At 45.3% G+C, this 22,559-nt stretch carries 16 protein-coding genes; 12 read left to right on the top strand and 4 right to left on the bottom strand.

All coding sequences use genetic code 11. The features are described from left to right. Positions 1-684: 684 nt before the first annotated feature. The 4 genes from QUA83_RS20195 (at position 685) to tnpC (ending at position 7,366) form a co-directional block, all read left to right on the top strand. Positions 685-2,694, top strand: coding sequence for a GspE/PulE family protein (locus tag QUA83_RS20195; protein ID WP_333295368.1), 2,010 nt, complete (start codon positions 685-687; stop codon positions 2,692-2,694). A gap of 75 nt (positions 2,695-2,769) precedes the next feature. Next, positions 2,770-3,867 carry a type IV pilus twitching motility protein PilT gene (locus tag QUA83_RS20200; RefSeq protein WP_333076451.1) on the top strand — a complete coding sequence of 366 codons (1,098 nt, stop codon included), beginning with the start codon at positions 2,770-2,772 and terminating at the stop codon, positions 3,865-3,867. A 293-nt stretch (positions 3,868-4,160) separates the two neighbouring features. After that, entirely contained in the window at positions 4,161-5,288 is a 1,128-nt protein-coding gene (locus QUA83_RS20205) for a type II secretion system F family protein (protein ID WP_333295369.1), read from the top strand. 623 nt (positions 5,289-5,911) lie between these two features. Further along, on the top strand, positions 5,912-7,366 hold the full coding sequence (gene tnpC, locus QUA83_RS20210) for an IS66 family transposase (RefSeq protein WP_333295371.1): 1,455 nt from the start codon (positions 5,912-5,914) through the stop codon (positions 7,364-7,366). Between the two features lie 157 nt (positions 7,367-7,523). On the opposite strand, the gene QUA83_RS30625 is transcribed toward tnpC, so the two are convergent. Further along, the gene (locus QUA83_RS30625) at positions 7,524-7,682 is read right to left on the bottom strand and encodes a transposase (RefSeq protein WP_445301793.1); all 159 of its coding nucleotides are present in this window, start codon (positions 7,680-7,682) and stop codon (positions 7,524-7,526) included. A 171-nt stretch (positions 7,683-7,853) separates the two neighbouring features. Here QUA83_RS30625 and QUA83_RS20215 point away from each other — a divergent pair, with 171 nt between their 5' ends. Together QUA83_RS20215 and QUA83_RS20220 are read left to right on the top strand one after the other, a co-directional pair. Continuing rightward, a complete protein-coding gene (locus QUA83_RS20215; RefSeq protein WP_333295372.1) occupies positions 7,854-8,975 on the top strand; it encodes a glycosyltransferase family 4 protein in 1,122 nt (373 codons plus the stop codon). A gap of 11 nt (positions 8,976-8,986) precedes the next feature. Further along, on the top strand, positions 8,987-9,220 hold the full coding sequence (locus QUA83_RS20220; protein WP_333085107.1) for a hypothetical protein: 234 nt from the start codon (positions 8,987-8,989) through the stop codon (positions 9,218-9,220). 123 nt (positions 9,221-9,343) lie between these two features. Here QUA83_RS20220 and QUA83_RS20225 read toward each other — a convergent pair whose 3' ends face one another. Beyond that, positions 9,344-10,279: an exopolyphosphatase gene (locus tag QUA83_RS20225; RefSeq protein ID WP_333295374.1), complete on the bottom strand. Its 936-nt coding sequence runs from the start codon at positions 10,277-10,279 to the stop codon at positions 9,344-9,346. Between the two features lie 66 nt (positions 10,280-10,345). On the opposite strand from QUA83_RS20225, the gene bioF reads away from it, so the two are divergent. Then, positions 10,346-11,518 (top strand): 8-amino-7-oxononanoate synthase, encoded by a 1,173-nt coding sequence (gene bioF, locus QUA83_RS20230; RefSeq protein ID WP_333295375.1) that lies wholly within the window; start codon positions 10,346-10,348, stop codon positions 11,516-11,518. 277 nt (positions 11,519-11,795) lie between these two features. After that, a complete protein-coding gene (gene pirA, locus QUA83_RS20235) occupies positions 11,796-11,945 on the top strand; it encodes an arginine synthesis PII-interacting regulator PirA (RefSeq protein ID WP_172185012.1) in 150 nt (49 codons plus the stop codon). 192 nt (positions 11,946-12,137) lie between these two features. On the opposite strand, the gene QUA83_RS20240 is transcribed toward pirA, so the two are convergent. Then, positions 12,138-12,296 carry a hypothetical protein gene (locus QUA83_RS20240; protein ID WP_333295376.1) on the bottom strand — a complete coding sequence of 53 codons (159 nt, stop codon included), beginning with the start codon at positions 12,294-12,296 and terminating at the stop codon, positions 12,138-12,140. Positions 12,297-12,350: 54 nt separating this feature from the next. Between QUA83_RS20240 and QUA83_RS20245 the strand changes: the two genes are divergently transcribed. After that, entirely contained in the window at positions 12,351-12,545 is a 195-nt protein-coding gene (locus QUA83_RS20245) for a hypothetical protein (protein ID WP_333295377.1), read from the top strand. Between the two features lie 305 nt (positions 12,546-12,850). Here the strand turns inward: QUA83_RS20245 and QUA83_RS20250 are convergent, their stop codons facing one another. Beyond that, positions 12,851-14,218 carry a TldD/PmbA family protein gene (locus QUA83_RS20250; protein ID WP_333295379.1) on the bottom strand — a complete coding sequence of 456 codons (1,368 nt, stop codon included), beginning with the start codon at positions 14,216-14,218 and terminating at the stop codon, positions 12,851-12,853. Positions 14,219-14,671: 453 nt separating this feature from the next. Between QUA83_RS20250 and QUA83_RS20255 the strand changes: the two genes are divergently transcribed. The 3 genes from QUA83_RS20255 (at position 14,672) to QUA83_RS20265 (ending at position 22,224) form a co-directional block, all read left to right on the top strand. Then, positions 14,672-18,934, top strand: coding sequence for a PAS domain S-box protein (locus tag QUA83_RS20255; protein ID WP_333295381.1), 4,263 nt, complete (start codon positions 14,672-14,674; stop codon positions 18,932-18,934). Between the two features lie 255 nt (positions 18,935-19,189). Beyond that, positions 19,190-20,029 (top strand): DUF1361 domain-containing protein, encoded by an 840-nt coding sequence (locus QUA83_RS20260; RefSeq protein WP_333295383.1) that lies wholly within the window; start codon positions 19,190-19,192, stop codon positions 20,027-20,029. Between the two features lie 221 nt (positions 20,030-20,250). Continuing rightward, a complete protein-coding gene (locus QUA83_RS20265) occupies positions 20,251-22,224 on the top strand; it encodes an ABC transporter ATP-binding protein/permease (protein ID WP_333295385.1) in 1,974 nt (657 codons plus the stop codon). Positions 22,225-22,559 lie beyond the last annotated feature (335 nt).

A 22,559-nucleotide genomic window follows, 5' to 3' on the forward strand; every position in this document is an offset into this window, starting at 1 on the left:
ACTCATCTGTAGATTATATTGATATCTAATGGGCCTCTTTCCAACATTTCTGAACCGTCAAGCTTACATCACAAAGGTTCGGAAACCAGGATATAATCAAAGTAATATTTACTGACCCAAAACTAGAGTTGCTCAAAATTTGCCCAGGGGACTCATGCAGCCGACGATCGGGCAGTGACCGATCGCAGATAATTAATCAAAATATATTTCAAAAGGGCGATCGAGGCTTTCGTAAAAGCTATCATCACAGAACATAGCTCATCTTTAATTTAGTACAGCTAACCGCGCCACCACGGGCGCTGTAATTTGAGCAAACAATTTGGGAAAATAGAATTAGCCTGGGAGGGGGACAAACCCCGCCCCGCTTTTCTCTCCCGGTACGGGGAACCCCCAAGTGATGTGCCCTGACGCTATAACGAGAGTATCCCGCAAGTTAATCAGGTAAATAAGCAACTTAGCACTCAACGAACAAGATTTGATTGCAAGCACCCGCAAATCCCTCCAAGGTCTCGTCAATTTGTGGACGAAGCTTAGAGGGGACTGCGAGCTTAAACTTGAGAGATAGGGATTGAGCAAGAAAATGATAGCTGATCCATAAGCAAAGAATACGGGGGTTAAAACCCCGCGTTGGTTTTCCTCTCAGCACTTTTTGTGACTGAGTTTCCCACCTATTGAGTGTTTTTTATGACTAACACATCCCAGGGGTTTCGCTCCACATCGATAGTTGCTCTGAGCACTTTTACTCCTGCTCTCAACAAGATGATTCAGGCGGGTTACGTCAACGGCGACCAACTGAAGCAAGCTCAAATTGAAAGCCAGAAGTCGGGTAAGCGGTTGACGGAGGTATTAGAAGCACTTACCGGGCAACCGTTGCCCCCAGAATTGCTGCGGCTTTACAAGAAGCAGCAGATGTTTGAACGCAAGATAGTCTACGGCGTTGAAGCATTTGACCCGGAGATGAGCGAACTGTCTAATGAGCAACTGGGAGTTATGCTCGACGGGTTGAAGATTTCGATCGACATTTGTCACCAAGGTCGGTTTTTACCCGTAGCGAAGACTGAAACTGAGCCGGCGGCGGTTTTAGTGGCAATGGTAGATCCCGACAACCTCAACGCCATAGAAGATTTGCGGCGGATTTTACAGCCTCACGGCTTGGCTTTGCAGCGACGGGTGATTACGCCAGACGACTATCAGGACATTACTTCTGCTTATCAAGACGAACAAGTTAAGAGGGAAGCTAAAAAAGCTGAAATCGAAAAGCAGAGAAAGATGGATCTAGGGGAGGGAGATTTTGGCGAGCTCTCGCTAGAAGAGGAGAGTAGCGACCAAGAAGACCTCGCTAACACCTTGGACGATGCTGAGGCCGCTCCCGTAATTAAGGCCGTCAATATCATTTTGGCTAAAGCTTTGTCGGAAAAGGTGTCTGACATCCACGTAGAACCTCAAGAAGAGTTCATGCGGATTCGGATGCGGAAAGACGGGGTGCTGCAAGAGTATTTCCGGTTTCCCAAGCAGGTAGTCGCATCGATTACGGCTCGTTTCAAGATTATTGCCAACTTGGATATTGCCGAACGCCGACAAGCTCAAGACGGGCGCATCCGCCGGGTATTTGAGGGACGCACGGTGGATTTCCGGGTGAACAGCTTGCCTTCCCGGTACGGCGAAAAAATCGTGCTGCGGATTTTGGACAGTTCTAGCACTCAGTTGGGTTTGGGTTTGTTAATCTCCGACGAAGAAACTCTGGCTTTAGTGCGAGAGAGTGCTAGCCGTCCGTTCGGACTGATTTTGGTGACTGGGCCGACGGGTTCGGGCAAGTCAACTACTCTGTACTCAATTCTGGCGGAACGGAACGATCCGGGGGTTAATATCAGTACGGCGGAAGACCCGATCGAATATGCTTTGCCAGGAATTACCCAATGTCAAGTAATTCGGGAAAAAGACTTGACTTTTTCCAACATTCTGCGGGCATTTTTGCGGCAAGACCCTGACGTGATGCTGGTGGGAGAAACGCGGGACAAGGAAACGGCCAAAACAGCTCTGGAAGCTGCTTTGACGGGACACTTGGTGCTGACGACGCTGCACACTAACGACGCGGCGGGGGCAGTGGCGCGTTTGGCAGAAATGGGCGTAGAACCGTTCATGGTTTCGGCCGCCTTGTTGGGCGTGTTGGCTCAGCGTCTGATGCGGCGCGTTTGCGACAAATGCTGCATTCCTTACCAGCCTACTGCAGCAGAACTCGGCAAGTACGGTCTGTCGGCTTCTCAAGAAATTGATCTGACTGTTTACAAAGCCAACGTTGTACCCGTGGAGGAAAGGAAGGAACTCGCAGAACGCGAGGAACTTTGTCGGAAGTGCGGCGGCCTAGGCTACAAAGGACGGGTAGGGGTTTACGAGTTCCTGAAAAATACTGAGCGGCTTCAAACTCTGATCACTCAAGGAGCTCCCACAGAGCAAATTAAGGAAGCAGCAGTAGAAGAAGGGATGAAAACGCTGTTGGCTTACAGCTTGCAATTGGTGCGGGAAGGCGCGACTACTTTTGAAGAAGTCGAGCGTGTGACGTTTACAGATTCTGGGCTGGAGGCTGAAATGAAAGCCAAACGCAAGCAGGGACTTACCTGCAAGACTTGTCAGGCGGAATTGAAGCCGGAGATGCTGGATTGTCCGTACTGCTTGACGCCACGCTTTTTGGATTGATTCAGCAGTTAACTGTTGACTGTTAACTGAGCTAGATTGGTCAATAACTATCAATTTGATCGAGGAGAGGTATCTATGGGTCTGATGATTGAAGACGTACTGGAGTCCCTGGTAGAGCAAGGGGGTTCGGACATACACATCCAAGCGGGCGCGCCTATATTCTTCCGAGTCAGCGGGAAACTAACTCCTCAGACTCAATACGGCGACATTTTGTCTGCTGAGGAAGTGCAGATCCTAATTTTCCAAATGCTCAACAATATGCAGCGCAAGCAGTTGGAAATGGAGTGGGAACTCGACTGCGCTTACGGCGTTCGGGGATTGGCTCGGTTTCGCGTCAATGTCTACCGGGAGCGGGGTGCTTGGGCTGCTTGTATGCGGGCTCTGGCTTCTAAGATTCCTAACGCTGATGCTTTAGGCGTGCCGCAGATTTTGCGGGATCTGACGGAAAGACCCAGGGGTATGCTGTTGGTGACGGGACAAACGGGTTCCGGGAAAACTACTACGATGGCGGCGTTGTTGGATCTGGTCAACCGGACGCGGGCGGAACACATTCTAACAGTTGAAGATCCGATCGAATATGTGTTTCCTAATATCAAGAGTTTGTTTCACCAGCGCCAAAAGGGCGAAGATACTAAGAGCTTTGCTAATGCGCTGAAAGCTGCTTTGCGCGAAGATCCTGATGTAATTCTGGTGGGGGAAATGCGGGACTTGGAAACGATCGGTCTGGCAATTTCGGCGGCAGAAACGGGTCACATGGTTATGGGAACGCTGCACACTAATTCGGCTGCTGCAACGATCGATCGGATTTTGGACGTGTTCCCGCCCATTCAACAACCCCAAGTTCGCGCCCAGGTGTCTAACTCTTTGGTGGGAATTTGCAGCCAAAATTTGGTAATAAAAGTTGGGGGCGGCCGCTGCTGCGCTATGGAAATCATGGTAAATACTCCAGCTATGGCTAACTTGATCCGGGAGGGCAAAACTCCCATGATTTACTCCCAAATCCAAATGGGGGCAAAATTGGGTATGAGGACGATGGAAATGGCCCTCGCTGAACTTTACAAGAGCGGTAAAGTCACTTGGGAATCGGCAATGGCCAAGGCTTCTAAGGCTGACGAACTCGAACGCTTGATCGGCCCGGCACCGGTTGGTGGCGCCCCGGTAAAAGCTCATTAATTCCGTCAGCAGTCATTAGTTATTAGTTATTAGTTATTAGTTATTAGTTATTGGTTATTAGTAATAATCACCCAACGACTAATACCTAACAACTCTAGCAATCCTCGCATCATTGGTGAATTTCTTACTCTCTCCCCTTAGTAAGGGGAAGGAGTAAGAAAAATATGACTCCTGCAAGGATTGTTAGACGAACCAACAAGTAACAAGTAACAAATAACAAATAACAAATAACAACTAACAACTGACTACTGACTACTGACTACTTACTTTTAATAAATTTTCAGAGGTGAGCTGTGGCTACCAACGTTATCCGCGAAAAACCGAAAGGTGGCTTTGATTTCAGTAAGATTCAGGAGCAAATTGAATATAACCTTACCAGCCTTACTGTTAAGGATATGGCTATTTTTGCTCGTCAGTTTGCGGCTATGTTTAATGCAGGGGTGGCGATCGTTCGATGCCTTTCCGTGCTGCACGAGCAGTGTTCTAATGCTAAGCTGAAGCGAGCGCTCAGGAGCATGAATGCTGACGTGCAGGAGGGGATAAACTTGGCCGAGGCGATGGCTAAGTTTCCTGATGTTTTTGACCAACTGTTTATCAGTATGGTGGCGGCAGGAGAAGTCGGGGGGGTGCTAGATGAAACCCTAGACCGTCTGGCGGTGATGATGGAAAAAAATCACAAGACTGAATCCGAAATTAATTCGGCGATGTCTTATCCGAAGACTGTGTTGGGCATCGCGATCGTGATTTTTTTCGCAATGACAATATTCTTGCTACCAACTTTCGCTAAAATCTTTAAGGATATTGGTGCAGATTTGCCGACTTTTACGCTGATAATGTTGGGAATTAGTGCATTTTGTACGGCTTGGCCTCCGATCCAACAGATAACAGTTATTGGGGTGATTATAGCGCTCAAAATTGCCTTCGATCTGTACTACAAAACTCCCATAGGTCGCCTACAAATTGATAGGATTGCGATGAAGTTGCCGGTTTTTGGAGATTTGATCGAAAAATCTGCTGTGGCTAGGTTTTGCGTGATATTTGGGTCGCTGACGCGATCGGGCGTGCCGATTCTCAATTCTTTGGAAATTGTGCGAGATGTGGCGGGGAATCAGGCGATATCTAATGCGATCGAATATGCGAGACAGGAAATTCAAAGCGGCGGCATGATCAGTATTGCTTTGCAAGAACAAGCTGTTTTTCCGTCTTTGGCTATCCAAATGATGGCAATTGGGGAGGAGACAGGGGAACTTGACAAGATGCTGATGAAAGTTGGCGCTTTCTACGAAACGGAAGTGGAAGAAGCAGTAAAAGGACTTACCAGTATGCTAGAACCTCTGATGATTGTGGTCGTCGGTGGTATTGTAGGTTCGATTTTGCTGTCGATGTATCTGCCGATGTTCGCAGTGTTCCAGAAGCTGTAAAAAAGGGCTAATGAGTTATTAGTTATTAGTTAGTAACAATTAACGCATGACCAATGACTATTCTCAAGGTCTTCCCAGGCTCTGCCTGGGCAGACTTTTGGAGGAGGGCACATCCTCGATTAAAAGGAGAAAACAATTTGGAGGCAGAGCCTCCAAATCTTCCTTACCAGGATCTTCCCATTGGTGACAACTTACGAAAATGTCACCAAAGTCAAGTAAGATACGCAGACAGATTTAACTGCTGCTTAATCCTGGCTTTAGACTCCTGGGTAAACGCATCTTAATTTGAACCCAAAATATGCTACAGTTAAATCTGAATAAATTTCAATGTAGTTATTATAGTTTATGGGTGCTATCAATGGCAAAAGGTTTTACTCAAACTTTAAATCACAAACAAAACAAACATATTAATAGCCTTGGATGAATATATTAAATGCCTGTTTTTTAGAAAAAAATTTTTGCCAATTTGAATGCTCCCAGAATATAAAAAATCTTCAGAGAGATATTCAGGGTAATCCCATCTTAATTAAGGTATAATGGTGAGGGAAGTTTTTTAAACATTTGTAAGGATTCAGGTCAAAAAAAGTTCAGAGAACCCTAAAGAGAGGTGGTAAAGTAGTTAAATGAGCTTCCAAACAGAGTCAGCAGAACTGAAAATCGAGATAGTTAAGCAGTTCACCCATGAGGAACTGGTACAACTTGTGCTGGCACAACAGAAGCTCATCACCAAATTACAGGAAGAACTCGAAAAACTCAAACAGCAACAACCGAGTAATAGTAAAACATCATCAAAACCTCCATCTAGCGATTTATTACAAAAATCAGAGAAAGCTCCTGTGGAGAGTCCCCAAGAGTCAGAGTCTAGACCAAAACGAAAACCAGGAGGACAACCGGGACATCTGGGCAAAACCCGAAAAGGATTTGGACGAGTAGATAGATTTCAAATCAGCTTCCCTGACGAATGCTCGCATTGCGGTAGCAGAGAATTAAGTGACGCACTTGGTTATCGCCAGCAGCAAGTAGCCTGTTTAGTCGCCAAACCAATTGAAATAGTGGAATATCAATTCGCCAAATGTCAGTGCCTCGAATGTGGAGCAATGGTGAAAGGACCACAAGTACCGGGCATCGTACCAGGACAAGACCTGAGCATCGACCTACAAGCATTATTGGTCTGGTTAGGCAATTATGGACACCTATCCTATGAAAAGCAACAAGAATTCCTGCGGGAATTAGGTGGTATCGAGATTGGCATCGGCACATTACAAGCGACCAACGCACGGGTAGCTAATGCTGTAAAACCCGCCGTTTCCGACTTGTGGCAATGGGCAGCATCGCAAGCAGCAGTCCATGTGGATGAAACCCCCTGGTGCGTCAAGGGAGTCAAAGAATGGTTGTGGACTGCCACAGGTCAAAATTTTGGCCTGTTCCATGCAGCAGACACTCGCAGTCGTTCCGAATTAGAAACCATGCTGGGAAATGACTTTGCTGGAGTGCTGAGTTCTGATGATTTTAGCGTATATAACCGTGCGAAGGTGGGAGCGCAACAGAAATGCTTGGCACATCTGAGACGACACTTTAAGAAAGTTCAACAACTGAGTGATGGTAACAATGCAGCAGTCGCAGAAGCATTCTTGGCATTAATTGACGAGGCTTTTCGACAACATCGGCAATGGCGCGACGACCCTGAAAAGTTCGATTATCAAGCTTGGGCAACGGACTTTAAGACCCGACTAGCAGAATTATTAAATACTTGGCTGGGTCGTGTGGGTTATGCTGCGGGACTATTATTGCGCTCGTTGCGCGATAAAGCGGATCAATGGTGGTACTTTTTAGACCACCCATCGATTCCCCCTGACAATAATTTAGCGGAACGTTCACGGAGATTAGCGGTGACTAAACGTAAAGTATCTGGCGGTTCCCGAGCGATGTCTCGGTTTGAACAAACTGCTGATTTACTATCTGCAATACAGACTTGTCGGTTTCAAGGCAAAAGTGCGATGGCTTTTTTCCGAGATGCGATATTTGCCCATACTTGTGACTTTTTTATGCCTTCTCTAATTCCTCGATCTCAGACCTGAATCCTTACAAACATTTGACAGCATCATTCAAGCGCTGCTCGTAAACTAAGGAAGGAAAATTGAGTGTGATGCTGATAGCCAGCTAAGCACGTTCGCTGGGGTTCCACCTCGTTGATTTATCTCGATCACGTGCTCTTGCCTAGGGCGTGTTTTCAAACTATAACCACAACACAATGCAGGCGATCGCGATCGTGGCTGTATAATTGGCAGGCAGCTTCTCATATCGAATAGCGCTCCGACTCCATTGGTTGAGTCGCTTGATAGCACGTTCAACAATGTTCCGTTGCCGATAGATTTCACGGCAGCCTTTTTCCATCTGCCTGAGTGAGGGATACCTGCCGAGGGTTCATTCCCAGTTTAACTGCTTGTTGGTCGCCGATCTCGTCTCCACCCCAGCCCTGCCTCTGAATTCTACATCTTATGTCATTTGTCGAGTACAATTTATACCAAATTAGATCCAATTACCCTGCACTAATAACAAATAAATATGGTTCACTTTAACGTTGCCTTTCAACACTTTAATTCCTTCACCGACATTACTCTATCCCTGGCGAAAACTTTACACCAAATGGGAATTCCTATTTCGGTCGAACCTTCAACAATAGCCTCTCCTCTCAGCCGCCATTCCACAGCAGAAGAAAACGACCTGCTAAAGAAGTGGATGAACACCACTCCCTCAGATTTATTTCAGATCAAATGGTCTCATTACTGGAAACCTTATTTTTTAAAAGAACTCAACGGACATCTCAACTTAGAACTTTTTGCTATTAATTACGAATTCGCCAAAAATCATGATGATTATGATTACTGGATTTACGATGCTGTTAACACTTCATCCCACAAACTAGCCGTCAGCCAATATTCTAAAAACGTTTTAATAAAAGCTGGTTGTCCGGCGGCCAACGTATCAGTCATGCCTCTAGGTTTCAATCCTTTAATCTCGCAACTCTATTTTCCCAGACCGCAAAAAAACCAAAAAGATGTAAAATATATTCTGCATATGACCAATTCTTTTGATTTGTATAGATTTGGCACGGATCTTGCTATTCAAGCTTTTTATGAAGAGTTTAAAGATGATTCTAACGTAGAGTTGATTATCAAAGATGGTGGAAAAAATCCTGATGTTATAGTGGAACATCTCGTCAATATCGAAAAACAATTGGGCAAGTTCAAGTCAAAAGTTCAGGTAAAGCCTAAGTTTTGTACTAAAGCAGAACTAGCAGATTTATACTTGTCAGCCGATGCTTTTTTAGCTCCGTTTCGCGGCGAGGGTTTTGCGATTAAAATTTTGGATGCCTTTGCAGCAGGTTTGCCCGTTGCTATGACTATGTACGGCGGCCCGACTGAGTACGCCAATGCGGATAACTGCTATCCCATTGCTTACGATCTAGTTCCCGTCGGAAAGTGTTACGATACTGAGTATCTAAAAATCAGAAATGCTCCTCATTGGGCTGAGCCAAATGTTCAGTCTGTTCGCGAACAGTTGCGAAAAATTGTTGAAGACCCGATGCGTTTTCAGGTAGCTCAAAAAGCTAAAGAGACGGCGGATTTATTTAATTGGGAAGCTGCCGCTCAAAAATTGCTAGGATTAATGCGAAAGTTGTTTTAGGATCACAAATTATGGGACTCGAACGCAAAATGTTTAGGGGAATGTTTTCACCGGGGGAGGTGGTACGATTGAAACAGCCTTGTTTTACTCCCGGGCGATTGTTTGAGCCAGGAAAATATAACGCTGATGAGTTGCCGGATATCGCTTTTGATATGGGTTTGGTAGACCATTTGCCACGAGTCAAAGGCAACAGTTCAGAAAATCTCAATGCCCAGAACCCGCCAGATCAAAACCTTGAGGACTAAACTCCCGTTTGCAGTAAGGACTTCAGTCCTAAAAATCCCTGTTTGTAGTAAGGACTTTAGTGCTGAAAATTAAAATAAATAATCAAAGACTCAAGTCCTGACTGCAAAAAAGATAAAGCCAATTTAACCATTTTGCTCTATCTGGGCAATTAACTCTTTCAAAACTTGACTAGCTTTATCGTTCTCAATCTGACAAGTTCCGGCATTCTGGTGTCCACCGCCGCCATACCTTAACATTAACTCCCCAATATTAGTTTTAGAAGTTTTGTTAAAGATTGACTTGCCAACTGCGAAAACAGTATTTTGTTGTTTCAGTCCCCAAAGTACGTGAATCGATATATTGCACTGAGGGAACAAAGCATAAATTACAAAACGATTCCCCGCATAAATCACCTCTTCGTTACGCAAATCCAAAACAACTAAATTATTATAAACTTTGGCGCATCGCTGTATTTGCTCTTTAAATTTTTCTTCTTGCTCGAAGTAGAGGTCTACTCTTTCTTTTACATCAGTAAGCTGCAAAATCTCATCGATGGTATGATTTTTGCAGTAATCGATTAACTGCATCATTAACTGATAATTGGAAACCGTAAATTCTTTAAACCTTCCCAAGCCAGTTCGGGCGTCCATGATGAAGTTTAACAACACCCATTCTTGCGGATGCAGAACCTCTTCTTGGGCAAATTGAGCGGAATCGGATTTGTCAACTGCTGCCATCATAGCCTCAGAAATATCAGGAAACTTTGCTTGGCCTCCATAATATTTGTACAGTACCCTAGCTGCTGAAGCTGCATAGGGATCGATGATGTGGTTAATTTTGATTTTCTCGTGTCTAAGAGTTTCGCTGAAATGGTGATCGAAAGCTAGATGAACTCCATCAACATAAGGTAAGTTGGTGCTAATATCGTTATTTGTTATTTCGATTTTCCCATCCTGCATATCTTTAGGATGCACGAATTTAATCTCGTCGATCATATCGAGTTCTTTGAGCAAAACGGCACAGACAAGACCGTCAAAATCGCTGCGGGTGACTAATCTGTATTTTTTAGTGAGTGGCATATGCTTCTGTGATAGGGAGGAACTGATCACCAGCTAATATAACGTATTACCCGATCGCTTTCCAATATGAACGCAGACCCTTACGCTTGGATAGAGAAGACCCTGGACACAGTTCGCCGTGCCAATTGGTATCGATCGCCACAATCGATCGAAAGTTCCCCTGGGCCTGTGGTAAAGTTAGCAGGCCACAGCCTGATTAACTTTGCCAGCAACGATTATCTGGGACTTGCCGGCGATGACAGGTTAATTCAAGCTGCGATGGCTGCAACTAAGGAATTTGGTACGGGTGCGACGGGTTCGAGGTTGGTCAGCGGACACCGCGATTTGCACCGACAGCTAGAACAAGCTATTGCTAATTTAAAACAAACAGAAGATGCTTTAGTATTCAGTTCGGGATATTTGGCGAATCTAGGGGCGATCGCATCCGTTGTCGGCAAGCGCGATTTGATATTATCTGACAAGTACAACCATTCGAGCCTGAAAAACGGTGCCGCACTCAGCGGTGCAACTGCCTTAGAGTACGGTCACTGCAATCTTGAGGATTTAAAGGCCAAGCTAGAGCAAAATCGCGCCCGGTACCGCAAGTGTTTAATTATTACCGATAGCGTCTTTAGCATGGATGGGGACTTGTGTCCCCTACCGCAGTTGTTGGCTGTGGCCGAAACCTTTAACTGCATGGTATTAGTAGATGAAGCTCACGCTACAGGAGTTTTCGGTGCTAGCGGTGCCGGTTGTGCAGAACATTTCGGGTGTACGGGAACACCGCTGATTCAAGTGGGGACACTCAGCAAAGCTTTGGGAAGTTTAGGTGGTTACGTTGCGGGCTCTGCTGCTTTAATTGATTTTCTGCGTAACCGAGCTGCGAGTTGGATTTATACTACAGCATTGACGCCTGCTGACGCGGCGGCTGCTTTGGAAGCTGTGAGGATTGTACAGCAAGAACCAGGACGCCGAGTTCGGTTGCGACAAAATATCGAAACTTTCAAATATTGCGCGATTACCAATCACCAATTACCAATTAGCAATTCCCTCTCCCCCATTTTCAGTCTTCCGTTAAAAGATGCAGCCTCCGCTTTAACAGTAGGCAGCAAACTCAAGGAGATGGGTATTTTTGCTCCGGCGATTCGGCCTCCGACTGTAAGCGTGAGTCGAATTCGGATTTCGCTGATGGCAACTCACGAGCTCGCACACCTTCAGCAGTTGGTAGAGGCGCTGAAGCAAGTTTTGAGTTTTGAGTAAATGTTGGGTGGGCACCGCGCACCGCTTGACTAAATGTAAATGTTGGGCATCGGGCATCGGGCATTGGACATCGGCCTCATGACTAATGACTACTGACTAATGACTACTGACTTCTGATTGTCAAGATATCGCTATTGACTTATGACCAATCTTATACAGGAGTTTGGTCGATCGGTCAACAACTGTAAATTTTTTGTAAATTTAGATACTTTTTGGAATTTAGCGCTATATTAGAGAAGTAGCAGGTACACCAAATTTAATATAAGGAACGTCCACCATGAACACAAATCGTCAAAACGTAAAAAAAGTAGCAGAAACCCACCGCGCTAACATTCATAAGCAACTGATGCACCGCATAGAAGTAGCGAGATCCAGTGGCAATCAAGATTTGGTTCGGGTGCTTGAAGAGGAAATGAGACAGCTTTAAAGAAGCTGCAACTAGAATTTGCCGTAGTTTGGTTTAGAGGGTTGTGCGAGAAATGCAGAATTCCGGCAACCGCTACCTGTGAAGTTATGACTCCTCTCTTAGTTGGTAGGAAAAATCCCGGTTTCTTTAAGAAACCGGGATTTTTTATTGAGAAGGAAGAAGAAAGAAGGAACACTCCTGGACGCTTAAACTCTATCTGTAGAGTGCGCCTCGTCCCAAAAAGATTTGCCAAAAATAGAATGTTATGTCGGTAAGTTGAATCTGATATTTATGAATTTGCTGAGCAATGCGATTCATGCCTTGAATTGCTATGACCAAAAACGCACCTCGGAGCAAATTAAAAATGACCATAGTACGATTACGATTTGTACTTCTATGCTGAATTAGGATGGGGTAAGAATCGGTGTGAAAGACAATGGGCTGGGAATAACAAGGGAGGTAAGAACCCATCTATTTAGTCCTTTCTTTACAACTGAACCTGCGGGTCAAGACACTGGTTTGGGATTATCTGATTACCTATCAGATTGTGGTGGAGAAGCGCGGCGGAAATTTGAAGTGTTTATCACAGCCAACAGAACGGGGTGCATAATTTGTGATTGAGATTCCCATTAGGCCGAATAATCGGGTAGAGATGAAAGAAACTTAAAAGGAATTAAACAAAAAATTAGGGGAAAGCCTGGTAAAGTCTATAATCGCGATCGCACTTCCCCAATTTCTCTGTAATTTCTGAAGTCTCCCAAACACCGAACGACCTCGCTGAAGCCCTCAATAGTAGATTTTCAGTGGTTTGTCAACTTGTCAGTGTCCCGCACTGGTTAAGGTGAGGCGTGAGGGCGCGATCACGCCTTCACCATGTGCCAATTGCGTAAGTTTTGAACTAATAATTAATGACTAATGACTAATGATTACCTTCCTCCGACGACGACATTTTTAATCCGCAGATGGGGGCCGCCGACGCTTACCGGCAAACCGCTCTGGCCGCCTTTACCGCAACCGCCGTAGGCATAAACCGAGTCATTTCCTATAGACTCAATATCCTTTAACGTCTGAAATACATTGCCACTTAAAGTGACATCGCTGACCGGTTCGGCCAATTTTCCGTCGCGAATCATGAACCCTTGAGCCGCCGCAAAGGTAAACATTTCGCCGTTGGTTTGTCCTCCCAACATCCGCACTGCATAAACTCCTTCTTCAATGTCGGCAACCATTTCGTCAAAAGAATGTTCGCCAGACTCGATCGCAGTATTAGTCATCCGCACCAAAGGCATAAAAGTAGCACTCAAAGCCCGGGCATTTCCCGTCGGACTTTCGCCCATTTTTCCCGCAGTCTCGCGATTGTGCATCCGAGCCGCTAAAACTCCATTTTTAATTAAATGCTTGCACTGAGCCGGCACACCTTCGTCGTCATATTTCAAAGTTCCCGGCAATCCCGGTACAGTTGCGTCGTCAATTACATTCAATTGTTCGATCGCCACAGGCTTGCCCAAAGTCAACAATTCCTGCATTTTCGGGTTTTCGTAAATGCCGTCTGCTTCCGACAAATGCCCGAAAGCTTCGTGAATAAAAACCCCCGACAAATAAGGGTCTAAAATCACCGGATACTGACCGCCTTTCACCGATTTTGCCTCTAGTTGGCCAACAGCTCGAACGGCAGCACTCTTAACACGATCTTCAATATTTGTCAAGACATTGTAATCCGATCGCGAGTGAATCGACTCAAACCCTTGGCGGACGACACCGCCCTCGCCGCGGGCGATCGCTCCGAAACGCCCGGTCACGTCCAAGCGCTCTTGAGCGATACAAGTACCTTGAGAATTCACAAAATAAGTAATCCCAAATCTGTCGCTATAACCTGCCATTGTCGTCTGAATTCGCGGGTCATAATCTAACAGCAAGTGATTGTAAGATTCAAGCAATTTCCGCTTTTCGGCTAGAGTAATAGAGCGCGGGTCACGGCCCAATTCCACAGCTACATAATCTTGAATCGGGGTGACATCTGCTAGTAGAGTTTTTTCGCTGCCAACCAAACGAGACTGCACTACAGCTTCTTCAATGCGGTCTTTTAACTCATCTAAACCGTTAAAAGTTACAAAACTCCAGCCACCTTTGTGACAGGCGCGGATGCCGCCGGCGAGACTAAAACTGCGGTTGACAGCATCTAACTGAGGGCCGCGAAAACTAATCGCAGTTGACTCGCTTTGTTCGAGGCGAACTTCTAGATAATCCACGCGATCGCGGTAAGGTGCGATCGCTTCCATCAACTGTTCTTGCATCAAATTGCCCCTATGAATGATTAGCCGTAGCGCTGAAAAAAATTATTGCTAAACCTATTTTAGCTAATAACTCCCGTCTTTCGGGTGCGCGTTCCCCCACCGCTGTGGTGCGGGAGCATGGCGCGCCCTACCCGATCGAGGGCGAGTCAATCGATTTGAGATTTGAGATTGATCCGTCCTGAGCCTGCGAAGGAATGAATCCGGGGGCTTATGACCACATTACTTTCGGTCAGTCGATTTGAAATTTAAAACTTTGTCCATAGAATTAATGATGAGAGGCTTGTCGATCGCCAACCTTCGGCGGGCGTCCTAGAACACAAAAAACTCGCGCCCGCTTGCCAAAAGCCCGGTATGCCGAAAATCTTGCATTTGCCTAGAGAAATCAAACTAAACTAAATCTATCTAAAGATCTAAAAAATATACCTTAACCGCCGGCAGATGGAATACTTGAAGGTGAAAAAATTTCAAATTTCACCGTATTTAGCAGCAATTTCGGCATCAATAGCAATTTTGGTCGGAGTTAGCATTTTAGATCGCTCAGAACAGCGGCGGTTTTTTCACTACAACCGCGCTAGCACCCTCGATCGCCTCAGCACAGTCCGTTCTAAGCTGGAAGGCTCTTTGAATTCCCGCCTGTTTTTGATGCGGGGTTTAGGGGCTTACCTTTCCAACAACCCAAACATCACCGAAGCCGAGTTTACAGCGACGGCGAGAATTCTGGTGGCACACCAACCGGGCATTCGCGCCATAACTTTAGTTAAAGGCACGACGGTCGCTTACATTTACCCACGGGAGGGAAATGAAGCGGTGATCGGGGTTGACTTGACGACGCTACCTGAACAGCAGCAAATGGTCAAAGAGGTACTCCAAACCAGAAAAACTTTGCTTGCCGGGCCCGTGAAATTATTGGATGGGGACGAGACGTTCATCAGCCGATCGCCGATTTTTCTCACACCCTCCGGCGCCGAGCCTGAAACAGGAGTTTACTGGGGCTTGACAGGTCTGATCATCGACAAAAATTCTCTGATTGAGGAAGCAGGACTCAACGACTCCTCAGCGAACCTGCAATACGCTCTGCGGGGCAAAGACGGTTCGGGAGCATCCGGCCCAGTGTTTTTCGGTGACGGGTCAATTTTTCAGCAGAATCCCGTGCTGCTGGAAGTGACTTTGCCCAACGGTTCCTGGCAGTTGGCAGCAATTCCGGCGGGAGGATGGCCTGTGAATTCGCCGTTTCGGGGGTGGCTGATCTTTGGAGGCGACTTGCTGGCACTTTTGACCGGGGTCGCAGTTTTTAGCTGGGTCTACGGCCGTGCGAAACTGCGATCGAGCGAAGTTAAGTACCGGCAATTAGTTGAGAATGCTAACAGCATGATTGTGCAGTTAGACAGTGAAGGCAAAATTACTTTTTTTAACGAGTTTGCTGAAACTTTTTTCGGGTATTCAGAAGCAGAAATCATCGGCAAAAGTGCGATCGGCACAATTATACCGAAAACAGAGTTATTTGAAAGTGACCTCGCGACAAAGATTCGAGACTGTTTGGCACAGCCGCAAAAATACTTCCAAAACGAAAATGAAAACATCCGCAGAAATGGAGAAAGGGTGTGGATAGCGTGGACAAATAAACCTTTACTAGATGCGAAGGGAAATGTGGCAGGACTGCTTTGTATCGGGACGGATATTAGCGATCGCAAACAAGCTGAAATCGCCCTGCAAGCTTCTGAAGCAGAACTTCGAGCTTTGTTCGCTGCCATGAACGATGTAATTTTGGTGATTGATATTGAGGGACGCTACCTGAAAATTGCCCCGACAAATCCCGGACTTTTATACAAACCGTCGGCAGAACTTGTCGGCAAAAAAATCAGCGAAGTATTCGCTCCAGAAATTGCAGATTTTTGTCAGGAGCAAATTCGCACCGCCCTTGCTACAAATCAAACCTGTACTTTTGAATATAACCTGGAAATTGCCAGCGTACAAACGTGGTTTGCCGCTACCATTTCGCCAATGAAAGAAAACACGGTTCTGTTGGTGGCCCGCGACATTACGGAGCGCAAGCAAGCAGAAAATTGGTTAACCGGTCAAAAACAAATTTTAGAAATGATTGCTAAGGGCGCTCCTCTTGGCGATACTTTAAATACTTTAGTTGAAATTATCGAGCACCAATCTAGAGATGTCCTGGGGTCGATATTGCTTCTCGCTCCAGACGGCAAACATTTGCTGCACGGAGCAGCGCCCAGTTTGCCCGACAGTTACAATGCTGCTATTCATGGCATAGCCATCGGCCCGAATGTCGGTTCCTGCGGCACTGCTGCCTTTAGTCGCCAACAGGTGATAGTTACAGATATTGCCAGCGATCCTTTGTGGAAAAATTTTCGAGATTTAGCCTTGAGTTGTGGACTGAGAGCTTGCTTGTCTACTCCTATTTTCTCATCTCAGGGTCAAGTTTTGGGAACTTTTGGAATGTATTATTCTCAACCACGCAAGTCCCATTTTTTTGAGCTGCAATTGATAGAGGCGATCATAAACTTAGCAGGAATTGCGATCGAACGCAACCAGGCAGAAGAAAGTCTCAAACAGCTCAATCAAGAACTAGAAAATAGAGTCAAACATAGAACAGCTCAATTGATGCAAACTGAAGAACGCTGGCAGTTAGCACTCAAAGGCAACAATGACGGCATTTGGGACTGGAACTTGCAAACAGGTGAACTTTTTGTGTCAGAGCGCTTTAAGGAAATCACTGGTTACGAAGATAGTGAAATTAGCGATTACAATAAGAAATGGAAGACGAGTTTACATCCCGATGATTTAGTGATTTCTCAGCAACTTCTTCAAGAACACTTGGAGAGAAAAACGCCGCATTACATCACCGAATACCGATTGTGGTGCTACAACAGCGCCTACAAATGGATATTGAGTCGGGGACAAGCTTTGTGGGACGCATCTGGAAAAGCAGTCCGCATGGTTGGTTCAATTACTGACATTACGGAGCGCAAACAAGCAGAGGAAGCACTGCGGGAAAGCGAGGCAAGATTCAAAAAGCTGTCTGCTAATTTGCCGGGAATCATTTATCAATTTTTGTTGTGTCCCGATGGCTCTTTCAGTTTTCCTTACATAAGTGCTGCTTGCCGAGAACTTTTAGAGTTAGAACCAGAAGATGTTCTAAAAAATGCGGCATTAGTCACAGATTTGATTCATCCCGAAGACCGCCAAAATCACGACGAATCTGTTGCTATTTCTGCCCAAAGTTTGCAACCTTGGCAGTGGGAAGGACGGATGGTGCTACCTTCGGGCAATATTCGTTGGTTCCAGATAAATTCGCGTCCTGAAGCTAAGGAAAACGGCGATATTCTTTGGGACGGCATCGCCGTTGATGTTACGGATCGCAAACAAGCTGAGTTAGCTTTGCAAGAAAGCCAGCAGTTCATTCAAAAAGTAGCATCAGCTACTCCCGGTATTTTGTATCTCTACGACTTGGAAGAACAGCGAAATATCTACACTAATACTTCAATGCTCGCGCTTTTGGGCTATACCAGCGACGAAATTAAAGCGATGGATTCGTCACTCATGCCTCAGTTAATACACCCCGAAGATTTTCCTAAAATTGTGAAACATCACGCGAGCTTTGCAGGAATTGAAGATGGCGAAACTAAGGAAATTGAGTACCGGGTACGGGGAGCAGACGGTCAATTGTTGTGGCTGCAAAGTCGGGATACTATTTTTAGTAGGAATGCAGACGGTAAGGCTAAGGTAATAATTGGAGTTTCCCAGGATATTACGACTCGCAAGCAAGCAGAGGAAGGACTGCGACAAAGCGAGGCACGAGAAAGAGAAAAAGCGCGAGATTTAGAGTCAGCGCTGCGGTCATTGCGCTCTACTCAAACTCAGCTCATTCAAACTGAAAAAATGTCTTCTTTGGGGCAATTAGTTGCGGGGATTGCTCACGAGATTAATAATCCCGTTAACTTCATTCACGCTAATATTGATTATCTCAACCAGTATACAAAACAGTTGCTCGATCTGGTGAGTCTTTACGAACATGAGTATCCCGAACCTAATTCAAAAATTGTCGATCGCATTGAAGAGATTGATTTGGATTTCATGGCTGAGGATTTAAGAAAAGTTATGGGTTCGATGCAGGTAGGAAGCGAGCGCATCCGGCAAATTGTATTGTCCCTCAGAAATTTTTCGCGACTGGACGAATCGGCAATGAAGCCGGTGGATATTCACGCGGGAATTGAGAGCACTTTGTTAATTTTGCAGCACCGCTTGAAGAGTCGGGACAGTCGCCCGGAAATTGAAGTAATTAAGGAGTTTGGAAAACTGCCACTGGTGGAGTGCTATGCCAGCCAACTGAATCAAGTATTTATGAATATTATTGCTAATGCAATTGATGCTATTGAAGAACGATATCAAAAGTTATCGGTTCCACAATCAGAGACAAAGAGTGGCCGCATTACTATTTCCACTGGTGTAACCCCCCAGAACACTGTGAGGGTAGAAATTTCGGACAACGGTACGGGCATTCCCGATGGGATAGTCGATCGAATTTTTAACCCGTTTTTTACTACGAAAGCTGTGGGGAAAGGTACGGGTTTGGGAATGTCTATCGCCCACTCGATTGTGGTGGAAAAGCACAAGGGCAAGATTGACTGTATTTCGTCCATAGGATGCGGAACAACTTTTAAGATTGAGATGCCGATCGACAAAGTGTATAAATAGTAGGGTGCGCCAGTCGGTTTTAGATTTGAGATTTGAGATTTTAGATTGACTCTGCAGTGGTAGGGTGGGTTAGTGGATTTGAGATTTGAGATTTGAGATTTTAGATTGACTCCACCGTGGTAGGGTGGCTTAGCAATTCTTGATTTTCAGGGGCGGAGCGATAAGCTGACTCACCCTACAAATTAAAGACTAAAATAGACTGAAGCTGCTAACGAAGCGGTGCTGCATCAAACCTTTAATTGTATAAAAATTGACATGATGGGATTAATCCTGGAAGCCCTGCAAGCAATGGGACACAATGTCCGCTGGATGTCTTGGAATTTGTTTTTGGGTTTAGTACCGCTGGGCCTGAGTTTTTGGCTGTTCCGCAAACCTCGATCGCGCTGGCTGCTGTGGGGTACGGGCTTTCTCCTGGGCGCTACTTTTTTGTCCAGTACGCGCCCTGTTTTTGCCTATCTGAGGCACATAGTGCAAGATGTGGGCAAAACTTACGTTTTGGGGGCGATCGCGATTACGCTTGCACTGATGGCTTTAGACATCTGGGTACTGCGGCAGCGCGGAGTTCGCTCTCTCCGCTGGTGGGGCGGTTTTTTCTGGTTTATCGCATTTTTGCCGAATGCGCCCTACGTTTTAACTGATATCATTCACCTGATCGAGCAGATTAAAGAGGGGAACTCGGTATGGACTGTGACTCTAGCTTTGATCCCGCAGTATCTGGCGTTTATGCTGATCGGGTTTGGGGCTTACGTGCTGTCGGTGATGAATTTGGGTTACTATTTGAAGCAACAGGGTTTGAGTAGATTTATCCTGGCAACGGAGATAACTATACACGCACTTTCGGCGATCGGAATTTATTTAGGGCGATTTATCCGCTTCAACACTTGGGACATTCTGACTAACCCCGATGCGCTGGTTAACAGCGTAATGAACGATTTGATAGGCAAGCGTCCGGTTTTAGTAATGGCTGTAACTTTTGTAGTAATTGCTGTTTTGTATTGGGTAATGAAACAAGTAATTTTAGGAATTAGCCAGCGATTTTACAGCAGTAAATTGCAGTCGGACTTGGCCGGCGATAGTGCAACTTCTTCCAGCTAGAGCGATTTGAGATTTGAGATTAAAGAATTGATTCAACATATGAATTTAAGAGCTTGAACTAAGCTCCCAAATTTTTTCTTGCCACCAGTTAACTCGGAAAACCAGTTTCCGTCTGTGGGTGAGAGAATTTTTTTCGCGAAAGTCCGAAATAAATTACTGCTGCATTTTGTCACAAGACTTGATATGTTAGAACAGTCAAAGTAGTTTTGTAAACAGCAAAGATGAATCGATTTGACCGTCAGTTGTGGCAGAGATTTATTGCGATCGCCCAACCTTACTTTTATCCTTTAGAGCCTGGGGGTGGCAGAATCTTTTTAGGATTAGTAGCGCTGTTGTTGATATTTCTCTTCGCTGCGATGTTTGTGTTGGTCAGCGCTGTATGTTTGGGTATTCAAGTCTTTTTTCCAGAATTTGTCAATAGTATTGCAGCAGGCTTAGTTACTTTGTTGAAAGGAATTATTAATTCGCCCGCAATTGCGATCGTGGCTTTAATGTTAATTCTTCCTTTCAGCGCTTTTGTCTGGTTCAAAGACAGATTGACACCGCACTGGCAGCCCTGGGCTTTATTGACTTTGCTGCTGTTTTTGTCGCTGTCTGTCAGTGGTATGAATGTAATAATTAGTTACGTCGGTAACTTTTTTAACACAGCACTAGCTAAGAAAGACCAGCTCAATTACTGGAAGTATCTGTTTGTGTATGCAGGGGTTTTTATAGTCGGCACTCCCATTGTGGTAATTTACCGGTATACCGAAGATAAATTGGGTATCTACTGGCGGGAGTGGATGACTAATAAGTTCCTCGATAAGTATTTTCAGAATCGGGCTTATTACGAAATAAATTTACACAAGGAAATCGACAATCCAGACCAGCGAATTTCCGAAGATGTCCGCTCTTTTACCCGGACAAGTTTGTCATTTATGCTGATCATCCTGGGTTCAATAGTTAATATTATATCTTTTACTGGTATCCTGTGGTCTATCTCAAAACAACTTTCGATTTTTCTGATTATCTATGCTATTGTGGGCACGACAGCTACTCTAGTTTTTGGTCAAAGATTAGTACCTCTGAATTTCGAGCAACTTAAAAAAGAAGCAAATTTTCGCTACGGACTGGTTCACATTCGCGACAACGCCGAATCTATTGCTTTTTATGGAGGCGAGGAGCAAGAATCATTTCAAATAAAGCAGCGATTTGTGGAAGTATTCCGCAATTTTAATTTGCTAATTGGTTGGCAGCGGAACTTGGATTATTTCACAACTGGATACGGATATGCTGTTGTGATTATTCCGGCTTTGTTTCTAGCTCCAACTTATTTTGCAGATCAAAGTGGTACAATCGAGTTTGGAGATATCACTCAAGCTGGTTTTGCTTTCACTCAGGTTTTGCGCGCTTTTTCTGTGATTGTAACTCAGATTGAGCCGCTGAGTTCTTTTGCAGCTAGTATCAATCGTTTGACTGTATTTACAGATACTCTGGAAGCGAAAAAAGCGGTATCTCGTCCTGGAGGAACTGCTATAGATGTAGTAGTAGATTCTCAGTTGACACTGGAGCACGTTACTTTAGATACTCCGCAGCATCAAAAGACTTTAATTAAGGATTTGTCGGTAGCAGTGCAGCCCGGTGAAGGACTGTTAATTGTCGGACAAAGCGGTGCTGGAAAGAGTTCCTTGCTGCGGGCAATTGCGGGTTTGTGGGACGCGGGAACGGGGCGTTTAGCGCGACCGGAATTGGGGGAAATGCTATTTTTGCCGCAGCGTCCTTATATGATTTTGGGGAGTTTGCGATCGCAACTTTTGTATCCCAACACCAGCAGCGAGGTTGATGAGGCACAATTGCGCCGCGTTTTGGAATCAGTAAATTTAGCAGATTTGCCGGACAGATTGGGCGGTTTTGATGCGGATTTAGATTGGGGTGAGATTTTGTCGCTGGGAGAACAGCAACGTTTAGGTTTTGCGAGATTGTTATTGACGGAACCCAGATACGCTATTTTGGATGAGGCGACAAGTGCTTTGGATTTGAAGAACGAGCAACATTTATACGAGCAGTTGCAAGCCACTAAAACTACGTTTGTGAGTGTCGGCCACCGATTGAGTTTAGTGAAATATCACCAGCAGGTTTTGGAACTTCTGGGCGATGGGAGTTGGCGGCTGCTTTCTGCCCAAGAATACCGCGCTAGTGCGACAATTTTTGGCTGATACAGCGCTGCTTTCAAAAATTGTAAACTTACCCGGTTTTTGGTTAGCTGTGGGTTGTGGTGCGGTTGGATATTTATGGTTTGGTGCTATAAATTAAGCGCCGCGCCTCCACTCTACAAGAGGTTTTACAGCTAGGAAAATAACAACAATTAATGCCGATTAACTCCCCGTTCCTCATACCCTCTTAGATTAAAGAATTAAATAATTGAAGAATTGGGAATGACTGATTGTGTATTACTTGGGATCGGGAGCATCCCGGTTTTGTAAATAGCCGAATAAGTGTAAAATAGTTAAAATCAATAAAAGCGTCAAAAAAAGTCGAGAAAAAGAGCCAT

Source organism: Microcoleus sp. K1-B1, from assembly GCF_036704705.1.
GTDB lineage: Bacteria > Cyanobacteriota > Cyanobacteriia > Cyanobacteriales > Microcoleaceae > Microcoleus.